Raw genomic sequence first — 20,732 nt, 5'->3', positions numbered from 1 at the left:
GTTTCTCGAACATAAACAATAGCGTCGGAAGAGAAGGGCAATCGTAGATGTTGGCCTCTCGCGCGATCGATGTGGGGCGCAGAAGTGCGAATTGCGGGAATGACCTCTGATCAATAATTTGATTCGATTTGACCGAAACGATTTACTGAGTGCGCTTGCGCGCGGTTTCCGCCCAAGACGCAAAAAGGCTTAATGCTCGACCGACCAGTGAATTGAAAAAAGACTGAGGTGCCGCCTACGGGCGATCAGCATCGCATCGCGCGGGCCCGCCAATCTACTTGACCGATTGACCGTATTAGACGCCCTGAAAAACCCGGGCGCCCATGGGTGGTCAACTCAGTCTGCTGAGAATGATGGCGGATTCGGCAGCGAGGTCAAAGGCATCCGCATTGCTGAACACCGCAACGCTTTCTCCGTCCACTTCCAATGTCGCCATGCCATCCTCTTCGCCGAACTGAACGTCGGGTTCCGCCTCACCTTCGAACAGATAGACAATGGCGTCGCGCGCGGGGTCGAAATCTGCAATCTGAACCGGCTCATCCGGATTGACCCAATCGCCAAGCACAACGTCGTCGAAACCTGTTCCGGTGTTTACAACGTCATTGCTGCCCGCGAAAATGACGTCATCGCCGACGCCGCCATTGAGCGTATCTGCCTCATCTGTCTCGGCATCTGGTTGGAAAAATGGCGCATCATCTCCGGGCAAAAAGCCGGTGCGGTCGACAACTTCGAACAGGCCTTCGCTGTCGAAGACATCAGCCCCGATCAGCAAGTCATCACCGGAGTCCCCGAACAGAGTGTCGTTGCCTCCGTCTCCGAACAGACCATCGTCACCTCCGCTCCCGCGGATGAAGTCGTTGCCTTCGCCGCCGAATATCAGGTCGTCGTCACCTTGGCCGAAAGCGCGGTCATCGCCGTCGCCGGTGCTGATCAGATCGTTTCCGCCATCGGCAAAAACCTCGTCATCACCACTGCCAGTTTCGAATGTTTCCGGGTCATCTGTTCCTTCAACGACGTCGTCATCTGAACTGCTGCTGTCATCATCGTCTGCCAGGGTCACAGCGATGCCAATTCCAAGTAGCGCCAAAATCGCTATTCCAAAACCCATTTGTACCAACCCCCAGATCTAATACCTCTGGGCAGAAAAATGGTATTTGCTGACGCTGTCAAGCGTCACACAGGCGTTGTTTCCCAAATGGGGACAAAGTTGATCGAAAGCTGCAATTAAACAAAAAGCGCCCCGGTGTTATTCGGGGCGCTTATTCAATTCAGCGTTTTTCGATATCGACGTAATCGCGTGATGTCTCACCCAGATAAAGCTGGCGCGGACGCCCGATCTTGTTCTGCGGATCGGCAATCATTTCCTTCCACTGCGAGATCCAGCCCACGGTGCGCGACAGCGCAAAGATCGGGGTGAACATCGACGTGGGGAAGCCCATCGCTTCGAGGATGACGCCGGAATAGAAGTCCACATTCGGGAACAGCTTCTTCTCGGCGAAATACGGATCGGCCAGAGCGGCCTGTTCCAGTTCCTTGGCAACCGCCAGAACCGGATTGTTGTCCACACCCAGCAGTTCCAGCACTTCGTCGGCGGACTGCTTCATCACCGTCGCGCGCGGGTCGAAGTTTTTGTAGACGCGGTGGCCAAAGCCCATCAGGCGGAACGGATCGTTCTTGTCCTTGGCGCGCGCGATGAACTCGGGGATACGGTCAACGCTGCCGATCTCCTTGAGCATCTCAAGACACGCTTGGTTCGCACCACCATGTGCAGGCCCCCACAGGCACGCAATACCGGCCGCAATACAGGCGAACGGGTTGGCACCCGAGGACGACGCCAGACGTACGGTCGAGGTCGACGCATTCTGTTCGTGGTCCGCATGCAGGGTAAAGATGCGGTCCATGGCACGGGACAGGATCGGGTTGACCTCGTAATCCTCGGCCGGGACGGCAAAGCACATGCGCAGGAAGTTCGACGCATAGTCCAGATCGTTTCGCGGATAGACGAAGGGCTGGCCAATTGAGAACTTGTAGGCCCAGGCCGCGATGGTCGGCATTTTGGCGATCAGGCGGATCGAGGCAACCTCGCGCTGGTGCGCATCATGGATATCGGTGCTGTCGTGGTAGAAGGCGGACATTGCACCAACAACGCCGGTCATGATGGCCATCGGGTGCGCGTCACGGCGGAACCCGCGATAGAAATACTGCATCTGTTCGTGCAGCATGGTGTGGTTGGTCACGAGGCTTTCGAACTCTTCCAACTGCTTGGCTGACGGCAGCTCACCATAAAGCAGCAGATAGCAAACCTCGAGATAGTGGGACTTTTCAGCCAGTTGGTCGATGGGATAGCCACGGTGCAGCAGCACGCCCTCGCCACCGTCGATAAAGGTGATGGTGCTGTCGCAGCTGGCGGTCGAGGTAAAGCCCGGGTCGTAGGTGAACACACCCGCCTGACCATAGAGTTTACGGATATCCAGAACATCAGGGCCCGCGGTGGGCGAGTGGATCGGCAGGTCAAAGCTGTCGTCACCAATTGTCAGGGTTGCGGATTTGGGGGCATCGGCCATCAGGGTCGTTCCTTTCGTCGCAGGGCGGGCGGACCCGCCTTGGGATCGGCGGTACATCCGCCAACCCATCGTTAGACTGCGCACCCTGAACGGTTGATGAACCTCGTCAGGCGGCAGCATCCTCAAGTCTGGCAAGGGTTTCTTCGCGCCCAAGCACCAGCATCATATCAAAGACCGAAGGCGTTACGGCTCGGCCTGCAAGGGCGGCCCGCAGCGGGCCTGCCAGCTTGCCAAATTTCGTGTCCTGCGCCGCAGCGAAATCGTTCAGGACCGCCTCTAAACTGTCACGGCTCCAAGTAACGGTTCGCAGCTGCGGCGTCAATTGCGACAGTATACTACGGGATACAGTATCAAGCGCTTTTGAGGATTTCTCGTCTTGTGTTACAGGCCGCTCCGTCAAAATAAAATGCGCTTTTTCAAGAAGTTCTGGAAGTGTTTTAGCCCGCTCCTTGACAAAGGGCAGTGCGGCCATCAGCCCCTCTTTCCTCGATTGTTTCAGCGGTTCTAAGCCAGCGGCTTCCAGATATCTTTCAATTTCGTGCTGCAATGCAGCGTCATCAGCCTGCGCGATGTGCTGCCCGCTCAGGTTTTCGAGCTTTTTGACATCGAACCGCGCAGGGCTTTTGCCGATACCATTCAGGTCAAACCACTCTTTGGCCTGTGCATCCGTAAAGAACTCGTCGTCTCCGTGGCTCCAGCCCAGCCGTGCCAGATAATTGCGCATGCCCGCCGCCGGATAGCCCATCACCTGATACTCTTGCGCCCCAAGCGCGCCGTGCCGCTTTGACAGCTTCTTGCCATCCGGTCCGTGGATCAGTGGGATATGCGCCCAGACGGGCACGTCCCAGCCCATCGCGTCATAGATCATCATTTGCCGCGCGGCGTTGTTCAGGTGATCATCGCCCCGGATCACATGGGTCACACCCATATCGTGGTCATCCACCACCACGGCCAGCATGTAGACCGGCGTGCCATCGGCCCGCAAAAGGACCATGTCATCCAACTGGTCATTGCGAATGGTCACGTCGCCCTGCACCTGGTCACGGATCACCGTGTTGCCCTCCTGCGGTGCCTTGATCCGCACAACGAATGGCGCCTCTGGATGGGTGTCAGGCTCCGCGTCACGCCACGGCGAACGGAAGAGCGTCGATTTGCCTTCGGCCCGCGCAGACTCGCGAAACGCTGCGATTTCGTCTTGGGTCGCGAAGCATTTGTAGGCTTTGCCCTCAGCCAAAAGCTGGTGCGCGACCTCGGCATGCCGTTTCGCGCCGTCGAACTGGCTGATCACATCGCCATCGTGATCAAGGCCAAGCCACGCCATCCCATCAAGGATCGCTTGGGTCGCTTCGGGCGTCGAACGGGCGCGATCTGTGTCTTCGATCCGCAGCAGGAATTTGCCGCCACGGCCCCGCGCATACAGCCAGTTGAACAGCGCAGTGCGCGCTCCGCCGATATGCAGGAACCCCGTGGGCGAAGGGGCGAAACGGGTGACAACCTGTTGATCGGCGGACTGGGACATGGGGTGTGTTTACCTTTGTTTAACCAAGAAGGTTCTACGGTTTGCGCTCCTGATACTCACCATGGGCACAAGGGGCAAGCATGGGGCATGGCCTGGGATTTCGCCACGCGATGCTGATCCAACGCGGGCATTTGTTCGGCTGGTGTCCCGTTGGGATGGCCTGTGGCATTGCCCTGTTCTTTGGCCTGCGATTTGAGCCGTCTTTCGGCACATTTGTCGCGATGGGCGTTGCGGGGCTGGTTGTCTTCTTTCTGGCCAGACGCGCGGGAGAGGTTCTATCCCCTCCAATGGTTTTTCTGGTAATGATCGCCCTCGGCTTCGTACTGGCAGGATGGCGCGCGCATTCGGTGGCCGGCCCAGTGCTCGATTGGCGCTATTACGGCCCGGTTGAGGGGCGCATCGTGGGCATGGACCGCAGCGCATCGGATGCGGTGCGCCTGACTTTGGATCACGTGAAACTGGATCGGGTGTCCCCTCATGAAACTCCGACACGGGTGCGCATATCACTGCACGGCGACAGTGCTTTGGGAGTTGCGCCCGAGCCCGGTCTGCGGGTGATGACCACGGCCCATCTGGGTCCGCCCGGCGGGCCGGTCGAGCCCGGTGGCTTCGATTTTCAACGCCACGCCTGGTTCGCGGAACTGGGCGCGGTCGGGTATACGCGCGTGCCACTTGTCGCGATCAGCATGGCGGAATTTGACCTGCGTCAGACAGTGTTTCACATCCGCATGTCGGTCTCTGCCCATGTGCGACAAGCCTTGCCCGGAGATGTGGGCGGGTTTGCCGCCGCTGTCACCACGGGCGACCGCAGCGGGATCAGTCAGGACGCGTTGAATGACTTGCGCGCATCGAACACGGCGCACCTGCTTGCGATTTCCGGGCTGCACATGGGGCTGCTGTCGGGCTTTGTCTTTGGCGTCTTGCGGCTGCTCTTTGCCATCATTCCGTATGTTGCGCTGTACTGGCCCGCGCGCAAGATGGCCGCTGTGGGCGCGTTGATTGCGGCGTCCGTCTATTTGGCGTTGTCGGGTGGCAACGTCGCAACCGAACGCGCCTTTGTCATGGTGGCCGTGGCACTGTGCGCCGTATTGGTCGGTCGCCGCGCCATCAGCCTGCGCGCCGTCGCCATGGCTGCCATCATCGTTTTGACATTGCGACCCGAAGCACTGATGGGCCCCGGCTTTCAAATGTCATTTGCGGCGACGACAGCGCTTGTTGCCGTGTTCGGCTGGATCAGGGACTTGGAATGGACACTCGGTCCCAAGTGGTTGCAACCCGTTTTGGGCGTGGTCATTTCATCTGCCGTCGCCGGTTTGGCAACAGCGCCCATCGGAGCCGCGCATTTCAACACGATGGCGCATTACGGATTGATCGCGAACCTGGCAAGCGTCCCCTTGATGGGCGCGCTGGTCATTCCCGCGGCTGTATTGGCTTTGGCGCTGGCCGCTGTTGGCCTCGATCTGATCGGCCTGTGGCTCATGGGTTTAGGACTGCGTTGGATCCTCTGGGTGGCTGATACGGTGTCGGGTCTGGATGGGGCACAGGGCTATGTCGCAGGTCCAAGTGCCGTGGTGCTGCCCTTGATGGCGATGGGCATGCTCTTTGTGATCCTGTGGCAGGGACGTGCGCGCTTTGCCGGGCTGGCCGCGGTTGGGATCGCCTTGGCGCTTTGGCAGGGCGGTGCGCGTCCACAGGTGCTGGTGGCAGACACAGGCAGTCTTGTCGGGCGCATGACGGAGGAGGGGCGCGCGCTCAGCCGTCCCAAGGGGGCAGGCTTTGTTGCCCGCAACTGGCTTGAGAATGACGGCGAGGGCATTGATCAGGAAACGGCGGCGCGGCGATGGGATACCGATGGCCCGGGGCCGCGTATTGTGCACCTGAGCGGCAAGCGCGCTGCGGCTGCGTTCACAGGCTGTGTGAAGGGGGACATCGTTGTCGCCAACACCGACCTGCAAGGGGCGGCGGAGTTGCCGTGCCTCGTACTCACACCGCCTGTTCTAAGGCGCACAGGGGCCATCGCGCTGGTCGGGCAGGGCGACACGTTGCAACTGCTGACGGCGCGCGAGGTGGCCGGCGACCGGATGTGGTCGGGCTGGACCAAATCGGCCCTCCCGGACTTGTCGCTGGATGGAACAGTGGTTCAGACACTGGCGCAAAACAGGTAAGGCGGACCGCTCGGTCCGCCCAACCACATCTCTACGATGCGAAACACAATCGTAAGGCGCACGTGTCATGCGCCTATGCCGTCTCAATACGTGCGGATCAACCCGACCAGCCGGCCCTGCACCTTGACCTGACCAACAGGGAACACACGCGTTTCATAGGCGGGGTTGGCCGCTTCCAACGCAATGGTGTCGCCCTTGCGCATATATCGTTTCAGCGTCGCCTCGTGATCCTCAACCAAGGCCACGACGATGTCACCGTTGTCCGCCGACGACGTTTCGCGGATCACCACGACGTCTCCGTCATTGATGCCCGCATCCATCATCGAGTCGCCTTTGACCTCAAGCGCATAGTGTTCGCCCTGACCCGCAAGCATCTGCCCCGGCACGGCAACCGAATGGGACACTTCGGAAATCGCCGAGATCGGAACACCAGCCGCGATCCGGCCCATCACGGGCAATTCGACAGCATGTGCTGCGTCTACGGGCCGTGCCGAAGCCGGGGGAGGCACGTCAGGTTTGTCGCCATCAATCACTTTGGGTTGGAACCCGCTTGGCGCACCGCCAAGGCTTTCGGGCAGCCGGACCACTTCAATTGCGCGGGCGCGGTGGGCAAGACGGCGGATGAACCCCCGTTCCTCCAGCGCTGTGATCAGACGATGGATGCCAGATTTGGAGCGCAGATCCAGCGCCTCTTTCATCTCGTCGAAACTGGGCGGCACACCATCGCGCTGCACCCGTTTGTGAATGAATTCGAGCAGATCAAGCTGCTTTTTGGTCAACAACGTCCGTCCTCCAAGCCCGGTTGGTTTGGGTTTGTTCTATGGACGTTCCCCTTTTGTGTCAACAGGTCAGGTCAAATGAACGACATCGACCACATCGCCCGCGGCGCGTGCCGGATCGCTGGGTGGCCGAACGATCAGGGCGTTGGCATTGGCCAGAACACTCAGCAACGAACTGTCCTGCAATCCCGCATCCTGCACAGCCCCGTTGGACACCAGCCCGCGCATATAGTGCTCGCGTGGCCCGTTCGGACCGAGGGGCGCAGACAAAGGCAACTGTACTCTTGGGACAGGCGCTTGACCCAACCCTTGCATCGCGCGGATCATCGGGGTCAAAAACACCGTGCCGCAGACCATGGCTGACACCGGATTGCCGGGCAGGCCAACCATGGGGATGCCGTTCAAGCGCCCGGCCATCAGCGGTTTGCCGGGCCGCATCGCCACCTTGTAGAAACTTTGATCCATGCCGAGTTCAGCCGCGACATGGCCGACAAGATCATGATCCCCCACCGACGCGCCACCGATGGTGACAACCAGATCTGCGCCACGCGCCAGCGAAAAGACGGTTGCAAGCGATTGCGCCGTGTCCCGCGCAATCGGCAGGACGCGGGGCACCGCACCCAGCCGCTTCAACATCGCGGCAAGACCAAAGGTATTCGATGCGATGATCTGATCGGGGCCGGGTGTCTCACCGGGCATGACCAATTCATCGCCCGTGGCAATCAGGGCGGCAACGGGGGCCCGGCGCACGGGCACAACGTCGATATTCATCGACGCCAGAAGGGCGATGTCTGCCGGGGCCAGAACGCGGGGCGCATCCAGTGTATCACCTTCGGCGAAATCGATACCTGCGGGGCGAATGTTGTCCTTTGGCCCCGGATCATCACTGATCGTGATCAGATCGCCGGTCCGGGTGACGTCTTCCTGAATGACCACCTTGTCCGCCCCATCGGGCACAGGCGCACCGGTAAAGATGCGCACGGCCTGACCTGCACCGACAGTGCCAGCCCATCCGTGCCCGGCAGCAGCCTCGCCAATCACCTTGAATTGCGCGTGCTGGTCCGCCTCAACCCCCTTGAGGGCGTATCCGTCCATCGACGATGCAGCAAACGGGGGCTGCGTGCGCCGCGATGTGACGGCACCAGCCAAAATCCGGCCATCCGCTTCAAGCAACGGTACGTGGTCAACCGGCATCTCATCTGCCAGGGCAAACAAGTGATCAAGGGCTTGGGTAACCGTGATCATGTCGCTTCGTAACGCCCTGATTTGCCACCATCTTTCAGCACAACGCGCAGGCCGCCGATTTCCATGCCCTTGTCGACCGCTTTAGCCATGTCATAGACGGTCAGCGCGGCGGTCGAGGCTGCCGTCAGCGCCTCCATCTCCACACCGGTCTGGCCGGTGGTCTTGACGGTGGCGGTAATGCGCAGACCCGGCAGGTCGGCATCGGGTTCCAGATCAACCGAAACCTTTGTGATGGGCAGCGGGTGGCACAGCGGTATCAGGTCAGCCGTGCGCTTGGCGCCCATGATCCCCGCAAGACGGGCAACACCGATGACATCGCCCTTCTTGGCGCGCCCTTCGATAATGATATCAAAGGTTTCGGGTTTCATCTTCACCCAAGTTTCAGCAACGGCGATGCGGTCCGTAACATCCTTGTCGGACACATCCACCATATGGGCCGCGCCCTGATCGTCGAAATGGGACAGGCTCATCTACATGCCTCCGCCAGCATTCAAGGGATTGGACAGCAGCGCCCGTGTGGCAGCGGCAACATCATCCTGCCGCATCAGGCTTTCCCCGATCAGGAAGGTCCGCGCCCCATACATGGCCAGATCGGCCAGATCGGCAGGGGTGTTGAGACCGCTTTCCGCCACGATGGTCCGGTCCGCCGGCACCTGCTTGGACAGGGTGCGGGTGGTGTCGAGCGTCACGTCAAAGGTTTTGAGATTGCGATTGTTGATGCCCATAAGCGGGCTCTTCAGGTTCGACGCGCGCGCCAGCTCTTCGGCGTCATGCACTTCGAGCAACACGTCCATGCCCCAGTCAATTGCGGCCTCTTCCAGCTCTTGCGCCTGGGCGTCGCTGACCGATGCCAGGATGATCAGAATGCAGTCGGCGCCAAGCGCGCGGGCCTCGGCCACCTGATAGGTGTCATACATGAAATCCTTGCGCAGCGCGGGCAGGGCACAGGCGTCACGGGCTTGGGTCAGGAAATCCTTGGCCCCTTGGAAACTTGGGGTATCGGTGAGGACCGACAGACAAGTGGCACCACCCGCTTCATAGGCTTTGGCGAGTGTTGCGGGATCGAAGTCGTCGCGGATCAGTCCCTTGGACGGGCTGGCCTTCTTGATCTCTGCAATCAGGCCGTAGGCCTCCCGGCTTGCCATTTGCAGCGCTTGGGCAAAGGGGCGGACGGGGGGCGCTTCGCGTGCCTCGGCCTCCACCGCTTCGAGCGGCTTGGCGGCCTTGTCGGCGGCCACTTCTTCCAGCTTGTAGGCTTTGATCTTGTCGAGGATCGTGTCGGTCATCGGCTGCCCTTTTGTCTGGTGGCAGAACTGGGGGTCAGCCCCCAGACCCCCGGGATTTTCTGAAACAAAGAAAGGACTAGGCGGTTTGGGTGATTTCCGCCACAGCTTTGATCTTAGCTTTTGCCGCACCGCTGTCGATGCTTGTCGTGGCTTGGGCGACACCTTCCTTGAGGTCGCTCGCGTGGCCTGCCACCTTCAGGGCGGCTGCGGCGTTCAGCAAAACCGCGTCGCGGTAGGCACCAGGAGCACCGTCAAGAAGCGCGCCGAAGGCCTTGGCGTTGTCCTCGGGTGTCCCGCCAACGATGTCTTCGAACGGGTGGATCGGCAGGCCCGCGTCCTCGGGATGCACTTCGAAATCAGTGACGGTCCCGTTTTCCAGCCCGGACACCCAGGACACGCCGGTGATGGTCAACTCGTCCGTGCCGTCCGAGCCATGCACCAACCATGCGACCTCAGAGCCGAGCTGCCCAAGCGTTTCCGCCATGGGGCGGATCAGGTCGCGACTGAATGCGCCTGTCAGTTGCCGTTTCACCCCTGCGGGGTTCGTCAATGGGCCGAGGATGTTGAAGATCGTGCGCGTGCCCAACTCGGCCCGCGTTGGCATGACATGCGCAATGGCCGGGTGGTGCATGGGCGCCATCATGAAACCGATGCCTGCGCCCTCCAGCGCCTTTTCGACCACATCGGCGCCGACCATGACATTGATGCCCATCTGGGTCAGGGCATCTGCGGCGCCGGATTTCGAACTCAGATTGCGGTTGCCATGTTTGGCCACCGACACGCCTGCGCCCGCCACGACAAACGCCGTCGCGGTGGAGATGTTCAACGTGCCCTTGCCATCACCGCCTGTGCCCACGATGTCCATCGCACCGGCTGGCGCTTTGACGGGATTGCACTTTGCCCGCATGACAGCGGCGGCCGCGGCATATTCGTCCACGGTTTCGCCACGGGTGCGCAGGGCCATCAGCAAGCCACCGATCTGGCTGGGCGTGGCTTCGCCCTCGAACAGGATCTGAAAGGCGGCTTCGGCCTGATCGCGGGTCAGCGGTCCGTTGGCTGCCGCATCAATAAGAGGTTTCAGTGCGTCGCTCATGCGGGCACCGGCATCAGATCAAGGAAGTTCTGCAGCATCGCATGCCCATGCTCGGAACGGATCGATTCCGGATGGAATTGCACGCCATGTATGGGCAACTCCTTGTGGGCCAAGCCCATGATCGTGCCGTCTTCGAGCGCGCCGGTGATCTCAAGCGCGTCCGGCAGGCTCTCGCGGTCGACGATCAGCGAATGGTAGCGCGTGGCCTCGAAGGGCGTCGGCAACCCTTTGAAAACCGATGCGCCATTGTGATGCATCGTGCCCATCTTGCCGTGCACGATCTCGCCCGCGCGGACCACCTTGCCGCCAAAGGCCTGACCGATGGTCTGGTGGCCAAGGCACACACCCATCAATGGTGTGCGGGTTTCCGCCGCGGCCTCGGTAAGGGCCAGGCAAATGCCGGATTGGTCGGGAACTCCGGGGCCGGGGGACAGCAGAATGCCATCGGGCTTCAACGCCATCGCCTCCTGCACGTTCAATGCGTCGTTGCGATAGACATGCACGTCCGCTCCGAGCGCGCCCAGATAGTGGACCAGATTGTAGGTAAAACTGTCGTAATTGTCGATCAGCAGCAGCATGGGCGTATTCGATGTTCCAAGGGCGGGCGTTGGCCGGTATAGTTGCGGGCATACATGTTCAGGCTTGCCCGTCAGCGTCAAGGGGCGCAGGGCAGCCAAGCCGGGACAAGAGCAGACAGCGGCACATCGCGAAGCGGGGCCGCGACGGGACAGGCAAAGAGGTCAGATATGGCACGGGGTTTTCTGAGCGGCATTTTCTGGGGTGGCGTGGTCAGTGTCGCTGGCGCGGCGGCGTTGTCGATTGTCAGTGACGGCCCGACAGCCCCGGACGCGGTTGTGCAGGCGCCCCAAAGGGCCACTGCGCCGGAAACGGGCACGGGCGAAACGCCGCAAACCAGTGGCGACGCGGATCTGGTCATGGACGGCGATGCGCCGCAAGTCGGCAGCCCGTCGGCAGATGACGTAACCGCTGCTCAAGCGGCCGGAGATGACACGCCATTGGTGCCCGAAACCGGACGGGCCGAGGATCTGGCGACACCTGCCGGTGTGGGCGAAGGTGCCACGGTTGCCGTTGACACCGACGCACCGCTTCAGCCCGGCGTGCAATCGGACGCACCCCAAGCGCCGGGTGGCGAGACGGAGCTGTCGATCTCGACCGATCCCGCGCAACCACCGGCACCCGACGTGCCTGAGACCCCAAGCGCCTTTGCCGAGGATGCGCCCGCCGTGCCGGACGGAACGGACACACCGACAGCAGAAGCGCCAGCGCCCACAGCACCTGAGACAAATCCGGCCCCGCAAGCCCCGTCGGTCGCAGACGCGCCAGAAAATCCCGATCCCACCCCCGAACGCTCTGCCGCTTTGCCCTCAGCGCTTGACCCCGCCACCGACACCGGACGTCCGTCTATCGGCAGGCCCGCGACGTCGCTGGTGGACCGGGATGCGGAACCGAACGCGCGGGGCGCAGAGGCCGAAGACGGGCCGGGCCTTCAGGACACGCCTCCGCTCGTGGCCTTTGCGGCCCCGTTTGAGAACCCGGAAGAAAAGCCGCTCATGTCCATCGTTCTGATCGACAACGGGGCCGACCTGACCGGCGGCACGGTCGGGCTGGCGGCGCTGCAAAGCTTTCCCTATCCCTTGACCTTCGCGGTGAACGCATCGCTCGCCGATGCCGCGGAACGGTCAGCCGAGTATCGCGGCCAGGGGTTCGAAGTTGCGGCCCTTGTGGACTTGCCCGCAGGTGCCACGGCATCAGACACAGAGGTGAACCTGTCGGCCGCACTTGATGCGGTGCCACAAGCAGTGGCGGTGATGGAGGGCACAGGCACCGGACTGCAGGAAACACGCGATGCCTCCGATCAGGTTGCGGCTGCCGTGCTGGCCTCCGGGCACGGGCTGATCCTGCAATCAAAGGGGCTCAACACGGCACAGAAACTGGCGGCACGGGATGGCGTGCCCACCGGGCTTATCTTTCGGGATTTCGACAGCGCCGGACAGACACCCACTGTGATCCGCCGGTTTCTTGATCAAGCGGCCTTTCGTGCCGGGCAGGAGGGTGGCGTGATCATGGTTGGCCGCGTGCGGCCCGACACCATCTCGGCCCTGCTGCTCTGGGGGTTGCAGGACCGGGCAGAGCGTGTGGCGCTTGCGCCTGTGTCTGCCGTGCTCGGTGTGCTCGCGGATGTGCCGCAATAGGGCTCAGATAATCTCGTCTTCATCAAAAAGCGGGTCCGCGTCCAGCTGCGCGGACATGACCTCGACCGTGTCCTCATCCGCTGTCGGGTTGATCTCTGCCAGATGAAACACGGCGTCGCCCTCGTTCACGACAGGAAGCACGGCCCGCCCGATCAGGATGCCGGGTGCGGGGGCCAGCAATTCCGTCTCGGTTGAGCCGGATGGGTCCGATACAGCCGCCAACACGTCGCCTTCCTCCACAACATCGCCTTCGGCCCGGAAAGTGCGCAACAGCCCACCTGACGGCGCACGCAGCCAGCCCGACCCCTTGCAAACGAGCGATGGCGCAGGTGTGCGTGCGATGCCCTTGGCGGCCAGCATCCCCTGATCGCGCATGACACGCAGAATGCCCGCAACGCCGGCACGCACTGCAAACTCGTCAAAGCGCAGACCTTCGCCCGCCTCGTACAGCAGCACCGGCGTGCCCTGTTTGGCGGCCTCACCGCGCAGTGACCCTTCGCGCAAGGAAGATGTCAGAATAACAGGCGCGCCAAAGCTGCGCGCCATGTGCGCGGTGAGCGCGTCGCCCTGTGTTACGCGGATTTGCGGCAGGTTGGTGCGGTGCACGGCCGCCGAATGCAGGTCGATCCCGAAGTCACAACGCAGCACGACGTCATGCAGAAAGATATGCGCCAGCCGCGATCCGAGCGAACCGCTGGCGCTGCCGGGAAAACAGCGGTTCAGGTCGCGCCGGTCCGGCAGATATCGGGAGCGGGCCAGGAACCCGAACGCATTGACGATGGGCACGACCAGCAGCGTGCCACGCAATTTATCAAGCTGCGGCGTGCGAAGAAGGCGGCGGGCAATCTCGACCCCGATGACTTCGTCCCCGTGCACCGCGGCACTGACAAACATGGTGGGACCGGGCCGCTTGCCGTGGATCACCTCGACCCGCAAGGACACCGGCGTGTGATCGGGCAACGCCGAGACGGGCAGCGCAACCGAAGCGCTGGTCCCGGGCGCGACGCTCACACCCCCAAGCTGAAACGCCTCATGCGGCATCAGCGCACCACATGACCAGCGGTCCAGCTCTTCGCTGATTCATGAAACGCTTACCGAGAGGCCGGGTTATCACAGGCCAAACCGTCCGCCAGGGCGGGATCACCGGTTGCCACCACCAAAGCGTGACGCATCGGCTGCCGCACGGCGAATGGCACCGGATTTGTGGACGGTTTCCATGAACTCCGCCTCCGGGTCACTGTCATAGACAACGCCGCCCCCGGCTTGGATATACAGCTTCTGATCCTGCACCACGGCCGTCCGCAAAGCGATGCACATGTCCATGTCACCGCCCGCACTGAAATAGCCCACACCGCCGCCGTAAACGCCGCGCTTTTCGGGTTCCAACTCGTCGATGATCTGCATCGCGCGGACCTTGGGCGCGCCGGATACGGTGCCCGCAGGCATGCCCGCAAAGAACGCATCCAGCGCGTCCTTGCCCTCTGCCAACTCGCCCACCACGTTCGACACGATGTGCATCACGTGGCTGTAGCGTTCGACGATGAATTCCTCGGTCGGGCGCACGGTGCCGATCTTGGCGACGCGACCCACGTCATTGCGGCCCAGATCCAGCAGCATCAGATGTTCCGCCAGTTCCTTCTTGTCGGCCAGCAGATCAGCCTCAAGCGCGTTGTCCTGTTCAGGCGTGTCCCCGCGGGGACGGGTGCCCGCAATAGGGCGTATCGTGACCTCATTGCCAAAGACACGCACAAGGATCTCGGGGCTGGCGCCAATGACCTGGAAGCCGCCGAAATTGAAATAGAACATGAAGGGCGACGGGTTTGTACGGCGCAGCGACCGGTACAGCGCAAAAGGTGGCTCACGGAACTCTTGGGTCCAGCGTTGGGCAGGCACAACCTGAAAAATGTCACCAGCCTTGATATAGTCGCGCGCCCTTTCCACGGCGGCCTTATAGGCATCCTTGGTAAAGTTCGACACGGGCTCCGACGGCTCGGACGCCTCGCCCAGATCGCGGGTCTCAACAGGCATCGCGCGTTCAAGATCGCGCACGGCATCCATGACGCGTTCAGCGGCTTGGGCATAGGCGGCACGGGCCGACTGCCCGTCGCTGACCCAGGCGGGCGACACAACCGTCACCTCACCCTTCACACCATCCAGAACGGCCACTACAGACGGGCGCAACATCAACGCATCAGGCAGGCCAAGAGGGTCGGGGTTCACATCCGGCAACCGCTCGACCAGCCGGATCATGTCATAGCCCAGATAGCCAAACAGACCCGCCGCCGCTTGGGGCAGGTCGTCGGGCAATTCAATCCGGCTTTCCTCGATCAGATTGCGCAGGGCATCCAGCGGGTTGCCGTCCAGCGGCTCGAAGGCGTCCGCATCATAGCGGGCCATACGGTTGATGGAGGACGCATCGCCATCACAGCGCCACACCAGATCCGGCTTCATTCCGATGATCGAATAGCGCCCGCGCACTTCGCCGCCTGTCACGGATTCCAGCACAAAGGCATCCTTCTGCGCACCGGTCAGCTTCAGCATCAGCGACACGGGCGTGTCCAGATCAGCGGCCAGACGGGTATAAACCACCTGGTTCTGACCTGCGGCATAAGCGGCCGCAAAGGCGTCGAAATCCGGGACGAGTGCCATCAGGGGAAGTTCACATGCACGGCATCCAGCGCCTGCTGGTTGATCTGCGTGCCTGCGCGCAAAACGACATCCTCGCCGTAGACACTGAACAGCTCACCTGCAAGGATCTGGCCCATTTCCGCACTCAACGCCTCGGTTTCGGCCACCGCTTCGGGCGTGTCGGTCAACGGGTTGATCGCATCCAGCCGCACAACCAGAACCGCGCCATAGCCGGAAATGATGCGCACCTCGCCCGGTGCCATTTCAAACACGGCAGGCATGAACTCCGGCGGCGTGCCCTGAACAAAGGCGCTGCGATCCATATCCGTTTCGACAATGGAATCAAGCGATTGGCTGGCAAAGGTTTCCCCGGATTCAAGCGCGGGCAAAAGCGCCTCGGCCATCTCGGTCAACCGCGCTTCGGTGCGTTCGGCTTCCCAGTTGGCCTGCACGTTCAACCGCGCCTCGTCAAAGGGTGCGGGACGTGGGGGCAGCAACTCTTCCATCCGCAGGGCGACAATGCCGCCATCATCCAATTGCACAATCTCGGGAAAGTCATCTTGCGACAGTGCGGCTGCTGCATCGCGGAAGCCGTCATAGGCCGCGATATCTTCGCCCAAGGCCGGGTACCAATCGATCGTACCCAACTGCATGTCGGTTTCGGCGTCCAATTCTTCGAGGGTCGCGCCACCGGCAAGCAGGTTGTCGAACTCTTCGGCCAAAACAGCCACTTGGCGGCGTGCAGCATCCAATGACAGTTCCTGACGCAGCTGGACAGACGCGTCCTCAAAGCTGACTTGCTGCGCGGGCAGCACACCATTCACGCGGAACAGGGCCGGGCCAAGGGATGAGGGCAGGGGGCCGACGACATCGCCAACGTCAGCGCCAAACACAGCCTCACCGGCTGCATCCAGCTGAAGACGGGTCACGTCGCCCATATCCACATCACCCAGATCAAGACCACGTTCGCTCACCAGCGCCTCGAACGTCGTACCCCCTACTTCAAGCTGGGCTGCCGCGCGGTCAGCGGCCTCGGCATCCAGATAGACCAGCCGTTCGACCAAACGGCGTTCGGGGCGGTTGAACAGGTCCGCGCGGGCCTCGTATTCGGCGCGCAGGGCACTGTCGTCCACCTCCATCGAGTCGAGGATCATGTCGGGAAGAAGCACGGCAAAGGTGATGCGCTTGGTCTCGGGCAATTCATAGTCGCCAAGATTGTCGTCGTAATAGGCGCGCAGCACATCCTCTGCGGGCTCGGGCAAGACCTCGGGCAGATCGGCCTGACCCAGACGCACCCATGTGAAGTCGCGCGTCTCTCCGATGAAGGCCATCAGGGTCTGGGCATATGTTTCCGGCATGTTGACGCCGGATACGATGGCCCCCTGCAGGATCGAGCGTGACACTTCCTCGCGCAGTTGGTTCTCGAACTCGCCTTCGCTTGTGCCCTGCTGATCAAGGGCAAACCGGTACGCGTCGCGGTCAAAACTGCCATCCAGACCACGGAACGCCGGGATATTCAGGATCTCGTCCCGGATGGTCTCGTCACCAACGCTCAGGCCCATTTGTCCCGCTTCGTGATCCAGCGCACGGGCGCGGACAAGACGGGCAAGAACGGCCTGATCCAAGCCGATGGATTGGGCCCGCTGGAAGGTCAGCGGGGTGCCCGTCTGCTGGCCCACCGCCTGCATTTCGCGTTGCAGCGTATTGGCGTAGGTTTGGACGTCGATATACTTGTCGCCGACCTTGCCCACGGTGCGGACCGTGCCGCCCAGCCCATCAAGGCCAAAGCCAAGGCTCAGGCCCACAAACAGCAAGCCCAGGAGGATCCAAACGGCGATTTTCGAGATGGAAGTTTTGCCCTTAGCCATGTGCGCCTTCTTACGGGTGAATTTCAGTTGAGGATGTCTAACGACCCTGCCAGATGCGGGCAAGGGCGCTTGAAGATCACAGCGACAGGGCTGACAGCCTTGTGTAAAGCGCGTCGATCCCCGCGGCATCCAGATTGGCAAATGCGATGCGCAATTCCTGATGGCCTTGCGGTGCGTCGTCGGGCCAGAACATCGTGCCGGGCAAGCACAGGATACCCGCCTCCTGCACCAGTTTCTGAGCGAGTTGCGCCGAGCTCAGCTCAAACGGGTGCTGCATATAGGCGAAATAGGCACCAAGGCCCTTGAGCGTCCAACCCTTATCGGCCAACACCGAAAAACCGTCCGAAATCGCCTTGCGCCGCGCCAGAATTTCATCCCGTTCCCCCGCGACCCATTGGCCGAGGTGTTCGAGGCCCCAAAGGGCTGCGTATTGCCCGATCTGACCCGGACAGATGGCGACGGTATCCAGGAACTTCTCAGCCTCTGACAGGCGTGCAGGCGATGTCACCAACGCCCCGACGCGGTGCCCGGTCAGACGGTAGGCCTTGGAGAACGAATAGAGATGGATAAACGTATCCGCCCATCCGTCCTGCTGGAACAAGGCATGGGGCGCGCCGCTGCGGCTGTCAAAATCGCGGTAGGTTTCATCCACGATCAGCGCGAGGCCATGCGATCTGGCAAGCGCGTAGAACTTCAGCACCAGCGCATCGGGGTATTCGACACCGGCTGGATTGTTTGGTGTGACAAGTGCAATGGCACGGGTGCGGTCGGTGATCAGCACCTTGGCCGCCTCTACGTCCGGCAGCATATCCGCGTTTGTGGTCAGTGGAACGGAGCGGACGCCTGCCATGTCCAGCCACATTTTATGATTGAAATACCATGGCGTTGGCAGGATCACCTCATCCCCTTCATCGCAGAGCGTCGCAATCGCGGCAGCAAAGGCCTGATTGCAGCCGGAGGTGATGGCGACGTTGTCTGCGGTGGTCGTCGCCCCGTAATGGCGGTTGATCTGGTCCGACAGGCCCGCGCGCAATGCGGGCATGCCCAGAACGGGGCCGTAAAGATGCGCGTCGTCCCGTGTCAGGGCGGCATCGGCCATGGCCTGCCGCAGCGCGTCGGGCGGCGGATCGACAGGGGCCGCTTGGCTCACGTTGATCAGGGGTCGGTCCGCCGGAAAGGTCACGCCCTCAAGCCAGCGCCGCGCCTCCATCACCGGGGGGGCAAAGGTGGATGCGGTGCGCGTGACGGTCATGGGGCTGCCCTCTTGGCAAGCGCCGGAGCCTCCGGCGGAAGTTTATCTGGCAAGATGAAGGGGATCAGTCTGTGCCGCGATAAGGCTCCACATATTGCAGGGCCATGTCCCATGGGAAGAAGATCCATGTGTCCTGACTGACACCGGTGATGAACGTATCCACCATCGGCTCGCCCTTCGGTTTGGCATAGACGGTGGCGAAATGGGCCTTGGGATACAGGTCGCGGACGACCTCCAACGTCCGACCGGAATCGACCAGGTCGTCGACGATCAGGATGCCGGTGCCATCGCCCATCAGCGTTGCATCGGGGGCTTTCAGCACCTCGACCTCGCCCTGGCTTTGGTGGTGGTAGGATTTGACGCTGATCGTATCGACGGTGCGGATGTCCAACTCGCGGCTGACGATCATCGCAGGGGCCATGCCACCGCGCGTGATGGCCACCACGCCGCGCCACGCGCCATTGTCCGGGCCTTGCCCGTCCAGCCGCCACGCCAGCGCCCGGCTGTCGCGATGGATCTGGTCCCAGCTGATGTGAAAGCCTTTTTCGTGGGGGAGGCGGTCTGCCATGGGTTATCTCTCCAGGATCAGGCGCAGGCCAAGTGCGCCAAGCAGGGTGGCCGCGATGCGGTCAAAGATGGGTTTGAGGCTGACATAGCCGCGCCGGATGTGCGGCGTGCTGAGGGCCAGCGCGAGGGCGGTATAAAACGCCAGTTCCAGCAACCAGTGGTTCATGACAATGACCGCAATGTCCGCCGCAGCAAGCCCTTGGGGGAACACAACCACGATGACGGCTGCGGCAAAGAGCATGGATTTCGGGTTGCCGAAGTTCAACAGCATCCCCGACAGAACAGCCCGCCCGCGCGGGGTCGGCGCATCGCCCAAAGGCGCGCGCGCATGGCGCCATGTCTGCACTGCGATCCAGATGAGGTAGATTGCACCGCCGATCTTGAGCGCCGTGTAGGTCCATGGAAACAGGTTGAACACTACCTCAAGGCCCAACAACGCCGCCAGCGTCCACATCGCCGCCGCCGTGCCAAGGCCAAGGCCCGTGGCGATGCCCGCGACCCGTCCGCCCGTGACGGTGGCCTTGGTGATGAACAACATTGCAGCCCCGGGCGACAGCAATGCCGCAAGCAGGACCCCGTTGAAGGCCACAAGCTCTGCCAGCGTCAGGCTCATCGCTCAGCCCTTTTCGATGTCAGGGGCATCGACCGCCTTCATACCCACCACATGGTATCCCGCATCGACATGCAGGTTTTCGCCCGTGGTGCCGGAGCCCAGATCGCTCAGAAGGAACAGGGCCGACTTGCCCACATCGTCGATGGTCACGTTGCGGCGCAGGGGCGAGTTGTATTCGTTCCACTTCATGATGTAGCGGAAATCGCCAATGCCGCTGGCGGCAAGGGTCTTGATGGGACCGGCAGAGATGGCATTGACGCGAATATTGTCCTTACCCAGATCCTCGGCCAGATATTTCACCGACGCCTCAAGAGCGGCCTTGGCCACACCCATGACATTGTAATGCGGCATGACCTGCTCGGCCCCGTAATAGGTCAGCGTCACGGCGCTGCCGCCATCGGTCATCATCTTTTCGGCACGCTGCATCACGGCGGTGAAGGAGTAGACAGAGATGTCCATGGTCAGCGTGAAATTACCGCGGCTTGTGTCAACGTAACGGCCGCGCAGCTCGTTCTTGTCGGAAAAGCCGATGGCATGCACGATGAAGTCCAACTTGCCCCACCGGTCCTTGAGCGCATCGAACAGCGCGTCAATCGACGCCTCGTCGCCCACATCACAGGGCAGCACGATGTCGCTGCCCAATTGCGCGGCCAGCGGGTCGACCCGCTTTTTCAGTGCATCGCCCTGATAGGAAAAGGCCAGTTCGGCCCCCGCTGCATGCAGGGTACGTGCAATGCCCCACGCAATGGATTTGTCATTGGCGAGACCCATGATCAGACCCCGCTTGCCCGTCATCAGATTGCTCGCCATGTCGCTGCCCATCCCGTCCCTCGTTATCGGCTTTATGTCTGGCGGTCAGCTTTAGGCCATTGCCCCAGACGCATCAAGAGACGCTGGTGCGGTTGATCTGCCACGCGGACGGCGCTAGCTGACAGGGGAC

At 61.8% G+C, this 20,732-nt stretch carries 18 protein-coding genes; 2 read left to right on the top strand and 16 right to left on the bottom strand.

Features of this window, described 5'->3' with window-relative positions; translation table 11 throughout:
• Nucleotides 1-331 precede the first annotated feature (331 nt).
• The 3 genes from Q1A32_RS12845 to gltX all read right to left on the bottom strand — a co-directional run bounded on the left by Q1A32_RS12845 (nt 332) and on the right by gltX (nt 4,083).
• Nucleotides 332-1,108 (bottom strand): calcium-binding protein, encoded by a 777-nt coding sequence (locus Q1A32_RS12845; protein WP_299653761.1) that lies wholly within the window; start codon nt 1,106-1,108, stop codon nt 332-334.
• 160 nt (nt 1,109-1,268) lie between these two features.
• Complete coding sequence (gltA, locus tag Q1A32_RS12840) at nt 1,269-2,564, bottom strand: citrate synthase (protein WP_299612280.1); 1,296 nt, start codon at nt 2,562-2,564, stop codon at nt 1,269-1,271.
• A 106-nt stretch (nt 2,565-2,670) separates the two neighbouring features.
• Nucleotides 2,671-4,083 carry a glutamate--tRNA ligase gene (gene gltX, locus Q1A32_RS12835; RefSeq protein ID WP_299653758.1) on the bottom strand — a complete coding sequence of 471 codons (1,413 nt, stop codon included), beginning with the start codon at nt 4,081-4,083 and terminating at the stop codon, nt 2,671-2,673.
• 80 nt (nt 4,084-4,163) lie between these two features.
• On the opposite strand from gltX, the gene Q1A32_RS12830 reads away from it, so the two are divergent.
• Nucleotides 4,164-6,248, top strand: a complete 2,085-nt coding sequence (locus Q1A32_RS12830; RefSeq protein ID WP_299653755.1) for a ComEC/Rec2 family competence protein — start codon at nt 4,164-4,166, stop codon at nt 6,246-6,248.
• A gap of 83 nt (nt 6,249-6,331) precedes the next feature.
• Here the strand turns inward: Q1A32_RS12830 and lexA are convergent, their stop codons facing one another.
• The 6 genes from lexA to Q1A32_RS12800 all read right to left on the bottom strand — a co-directional run bounded on the left by lexA (nt 6,332) and on the right by Q1A32_RS12800 (nt 11,229).
• Nucleotides 6,332-7,030, bottom strand: coding sequence for a transcriptional repressor LexA (gene lexA / locus Q1A32_RS12825; RefSeq protein ID WP_299612286.1), 699 nt, complete (start codon nt 7,028-7,030; stop codon nt 6,332-6,334).
• Between the two features lie 66 nt (nt 7,031-7,096).
• Nucleotides 7,097-8,272, bottom strand: coding sequence for a gephyrin-like molybdotransferase Glp (gene glp / locus Q1A32_RS12820; RefSeq protein ID WP_299653752.1), 1,176 nt, complete (start codon nt 8,270-8,272; stop codon nt 7,097-7,099).
• Complete coding sequence (moaC, locus tag Q1A32_RS12815; protein WP_299653749.1) at nt 8,269-8,742, bottom strand: cyclic pyranopterin monophosphate synthase MoaC; 474 nt, start codon at nt 8,740-8,742, stop codon at nt 8,269-8,271. The genes glp and moaC overlap by 4 nt, the downstream gene beginning before the upstream one ends.
• Nucleotides 8,743-9,558 carry an indole-3-glycerol phosphate synthase TrpC gene (gene trpC, locus Q1A32_RS12810; RefSeq protein WP_299653746.1) on the bottom strand — a complete coding sequence of 272 codons (816 nt, stop codon included), beginning with the start codon at nt 9,556-9,558 and terminating at the stop codon, nt 8,743-8,745. It lies immediately after the preceding gene.
• A 76-nt stretch (nt 9,559-9,634) separates the two neighbouring features.
• On the bottom strand, nt 9,635-10,651 hold the full coding sequence (gene trpD / locus Q1A32_RS12805; RefSeq protein WP_299653743.1) for an anthranilate phosphoribosyltransferase: 1,017 nt from the start codon (nt 10,649-10,651) through the stop codon (nt 9,635-9,637).
• Nucleotides 10,648-11,229: an aminodeoxychorismate/anthranilate synthase component II gene (locus tag Q1A32_RS12800; protein WP_299653740.1), complete on the bottom strand. Its 582-nt coding sequence runs from the start codon at nt 11,227-11,229 to the stop codon at nt 10,648-10,650. The genes trpD and Q1A32_RS12800 overlap by 4 nt, the downstream gene beginning before the upstream one ends.
• Nucleotides 11,230-11,397: 168 nt before the next feature.
• Here Q1A32_RS12800 and Q1A32_RS12795 point away from each other — a divergent pair, with 168 nt between their 5' ends.
• Complete coding sequence (locus tag Q1A32_RS12795) at nt 11,398-12,864, top strand: divergent polysaccharide deacetylase family protein (RefSeq protein WP_299653737.1); 1,467 nt, start codon at nt 11,398-11,400, stop codon at nt 12,862-12,864.
• A 3-nt stretch (nt 12,865-12,867) separates the two neighbouring features.
• Here Q1A32_RS12795 and Q1A32_RS12790 read toward each other — a convergent pair whose 3' ends face one another.
• The 7 genes from Q1A32_RS12790 to fabI all read right to left on the bottom strand — a co-directional run bounded on the left by Q1A32_RS12790 (nt 12,868) and on the right by fabI (nt 20,602).
• Nucleotides 12,868-13,905, bottom strand: coding sequence for a succinylglutamate desuccinylase/aspartoacylase family protein (locus Q1A32_RS12790; protein WP_299653734.1), 1,038 nt, complete (start codon nt 13,903-13,905; stop codon nt 12,868-12,870).
• Between the two features lie 99 nt (nt 13,906-14,004).
• The gene (gene trpE, locus Q1A32_RS12785; protein ID WP_299653731.1) at nt 14,005-15,513 is read right to left on the bottom strand and encodes an anthranilate synthase component I; all 1,509 of its coding nucleotides are present in this window, start codon (nt 15,511-15,513) and stop codon (nt 14,005-14,007) included.
• The gene (locus Q1A32_RS12780; protein ID WP_299653728.1) at nt 15,513-17,360 is read right to left on the bottom strand and encodes a peptidylprolyl isomerase; all 1,848 of its coding nucleotides are present in this window, start codon (nt 17,358-17,360) and stop codon (nt 15,513-15,515) included. Before Q1A32_RS12780 ends, trpE begins: the two co-directional genes overlap by 1 nt.
• 76 nt (nt 17,361-17,436) lie before the next feature.
• Entirely contained in the window at nt 17,437-18,612 is a 1,176-nt protein-coding gene (locus Q1A32_RS12775; protein WP_299653725.1) for an aminotransferase, read from the bottom strand.
• A 64-nt stretch (nt 18,613-18,676) separates the two neighbouring features.
• Nucleotides 18,677-19,180 (bottom strand): xanthine phosphoribosyltransferase, encoded by a 504-nt coding sequence (gpt, locus tag Q1A32_RS12770; protein WP_299612300.1) that lies wholly within the window; start codon nt 19,178-19,180, stop codon nt 18,677-18,679.
• 3 nt (nt 19,181-19,183) lie between these two features.
• On the bottom strand, nt 19,184-19,792 hold the full coding sequence (locus Q1A32_RS12765; protein WP_299653722.1) for a LysE family translocator: 609 nt from the start codon (nt 19,790-19,792) through the stop codon (nt 19,184-19,186).
• Between the two features lie 3 nt (nt 19,793-19,795).
• On the bottom strand, nt 19,796-20,602 hold the full coding sequence (fabI, locus tag Q1A32_RS12760) for an enoyl-ACP reductase FabI (protein WP_299653719.1): 807 nt from the start codon (nt 20,600-20,602) through the stop codon (nt 19,796-19,798).
• Nucleotides 20,603-20,732 lie beyond the last annotated feature (130 nt).

The organism is uncultured Tateyamaria sp., from assembly GCF_947503415.1.
Taxonomy (GTDB): Bacteria; Pseudomonadota; Alphaproteobacteria; order Rhodobacterales; family Rhodobacteraceae; genus Tateyamaria.
The sequence above is the reverse complement of the archived record's forward strand: the minus strand, read 5'-3'. Positions and strand labels throughout refer to the sequence as shown.

Coding starts and splice junctions, on each gene's coding strand:
- Q1A32_RS12830 (WP_299653755.1), top strand. CDS start 4,164: ATGGGGCATGGCCTGGGATTTCGCCACGCGATGCTGATCCAACGCGGG.
- trpC (WP_299653746.1), bottom strand. CDS start 9,558: ATGACCGACACGATCCTCGACAAGATCAAAGCCTACAAGCTGGAAGAA.
- glp (WP_299653752.1), bottom strand. CDS start 8,272: ATGATCACGGTTACCCAAGCCCTTGATCACTTGTTTGCCCTGGCAGAT.
- gpt (WP_299612300.1), bottom strand. CDS start 19,180: ATGGCAGACCGCCTCCCCCACGAAAAAGGCTTTCACATCAGCTGGGAC.
- Q1A32_RS12775 (WP_299653725.1), bottom strand. CDS start 18,612: ATGACCGTCACGCGCACCGCATCCACCTTTGCCCCCCCGGTGATGGAG.
- fabI (WP_299653719.1), bottom strand. CDS start 20,602: ATGGCGAGCAATCTGATGACGGGCAAGCGGGGTCTGATCATGGGTCTC.
- Q1A32_RS12800 (WP_299653740.1), bottom strand. CDS start 11,229: ATGCTGCTGCTGATCGACAATTACGACAGTTTTACCTACAATCTGGTC.
- gltA (WP_299612280.1), bottom strand. CDS start 2,564: ATGGCCGATGCCCCCAAATCCGCAACCCTGACAATTGGTGACGACAGC.
- trpD (WP_299653743.1), bottom strand. CDS start 10,651: ATGAGCGACGCACTGAAACCTCTTATTGATGCGGCAGCCAACGGACCG.
- moaC (WP_299653749.1), bottom strand. CDS start 8,742: ATGAGCCTGTCCCATTTCGACGATCAGGGCGCGGCCCATATGGTGGAT.
- Q1A32_RS12845 (WP_299653761.1), bottom strand. CDS start 1,108: ATGGGTTTTGGAATAGCGATTTTGGCGCTACTTGGAATTGGCATCGCT.
- Q1A32_RS12765 (WP_299653722.1), bottom strand. CDS start 19,792: ATGAGCCTGACGCTGGCAGAGCTTGTGGCCTTCAACGGGGTCCTGCTT.
- Q1A32_RS12780 (WP_299653728.1), bottom strand. CDS start 17,360: ATGGCTAAGGGCAAAACTTCCATCTCGAAAATCGCCGTTTGGATCCTC.
- gltX (WP_299653758.1), bottom strand. CDS start 4,083: ATGTCCCAGTCCGCCGATCAACAGGTTGTCACCCGTTTCGCCCCTTCG.
- Q1A32_RS12795 (WP_299653737.1), top strand. CDS start 11,398: ATGGCACGGGGTTTTCTGAGCGGCATTTTCTGGGGTGGCGTGGTCAGT.
- trpE (WP_299653731.1), bottom strand. CDS start 15,513: ATGGCACTCGTCCCGGATTTCGACGCCTTTGCGGCCGCTTATGCCGCA.
- Q1A32_RS12790 (WP_299653734.1), bottom strand. CDS start 13,905: ATGCCGCATGAGGCGTTTCAGCTTGGGGGTGTGAGCGTCGCGCCCGGG.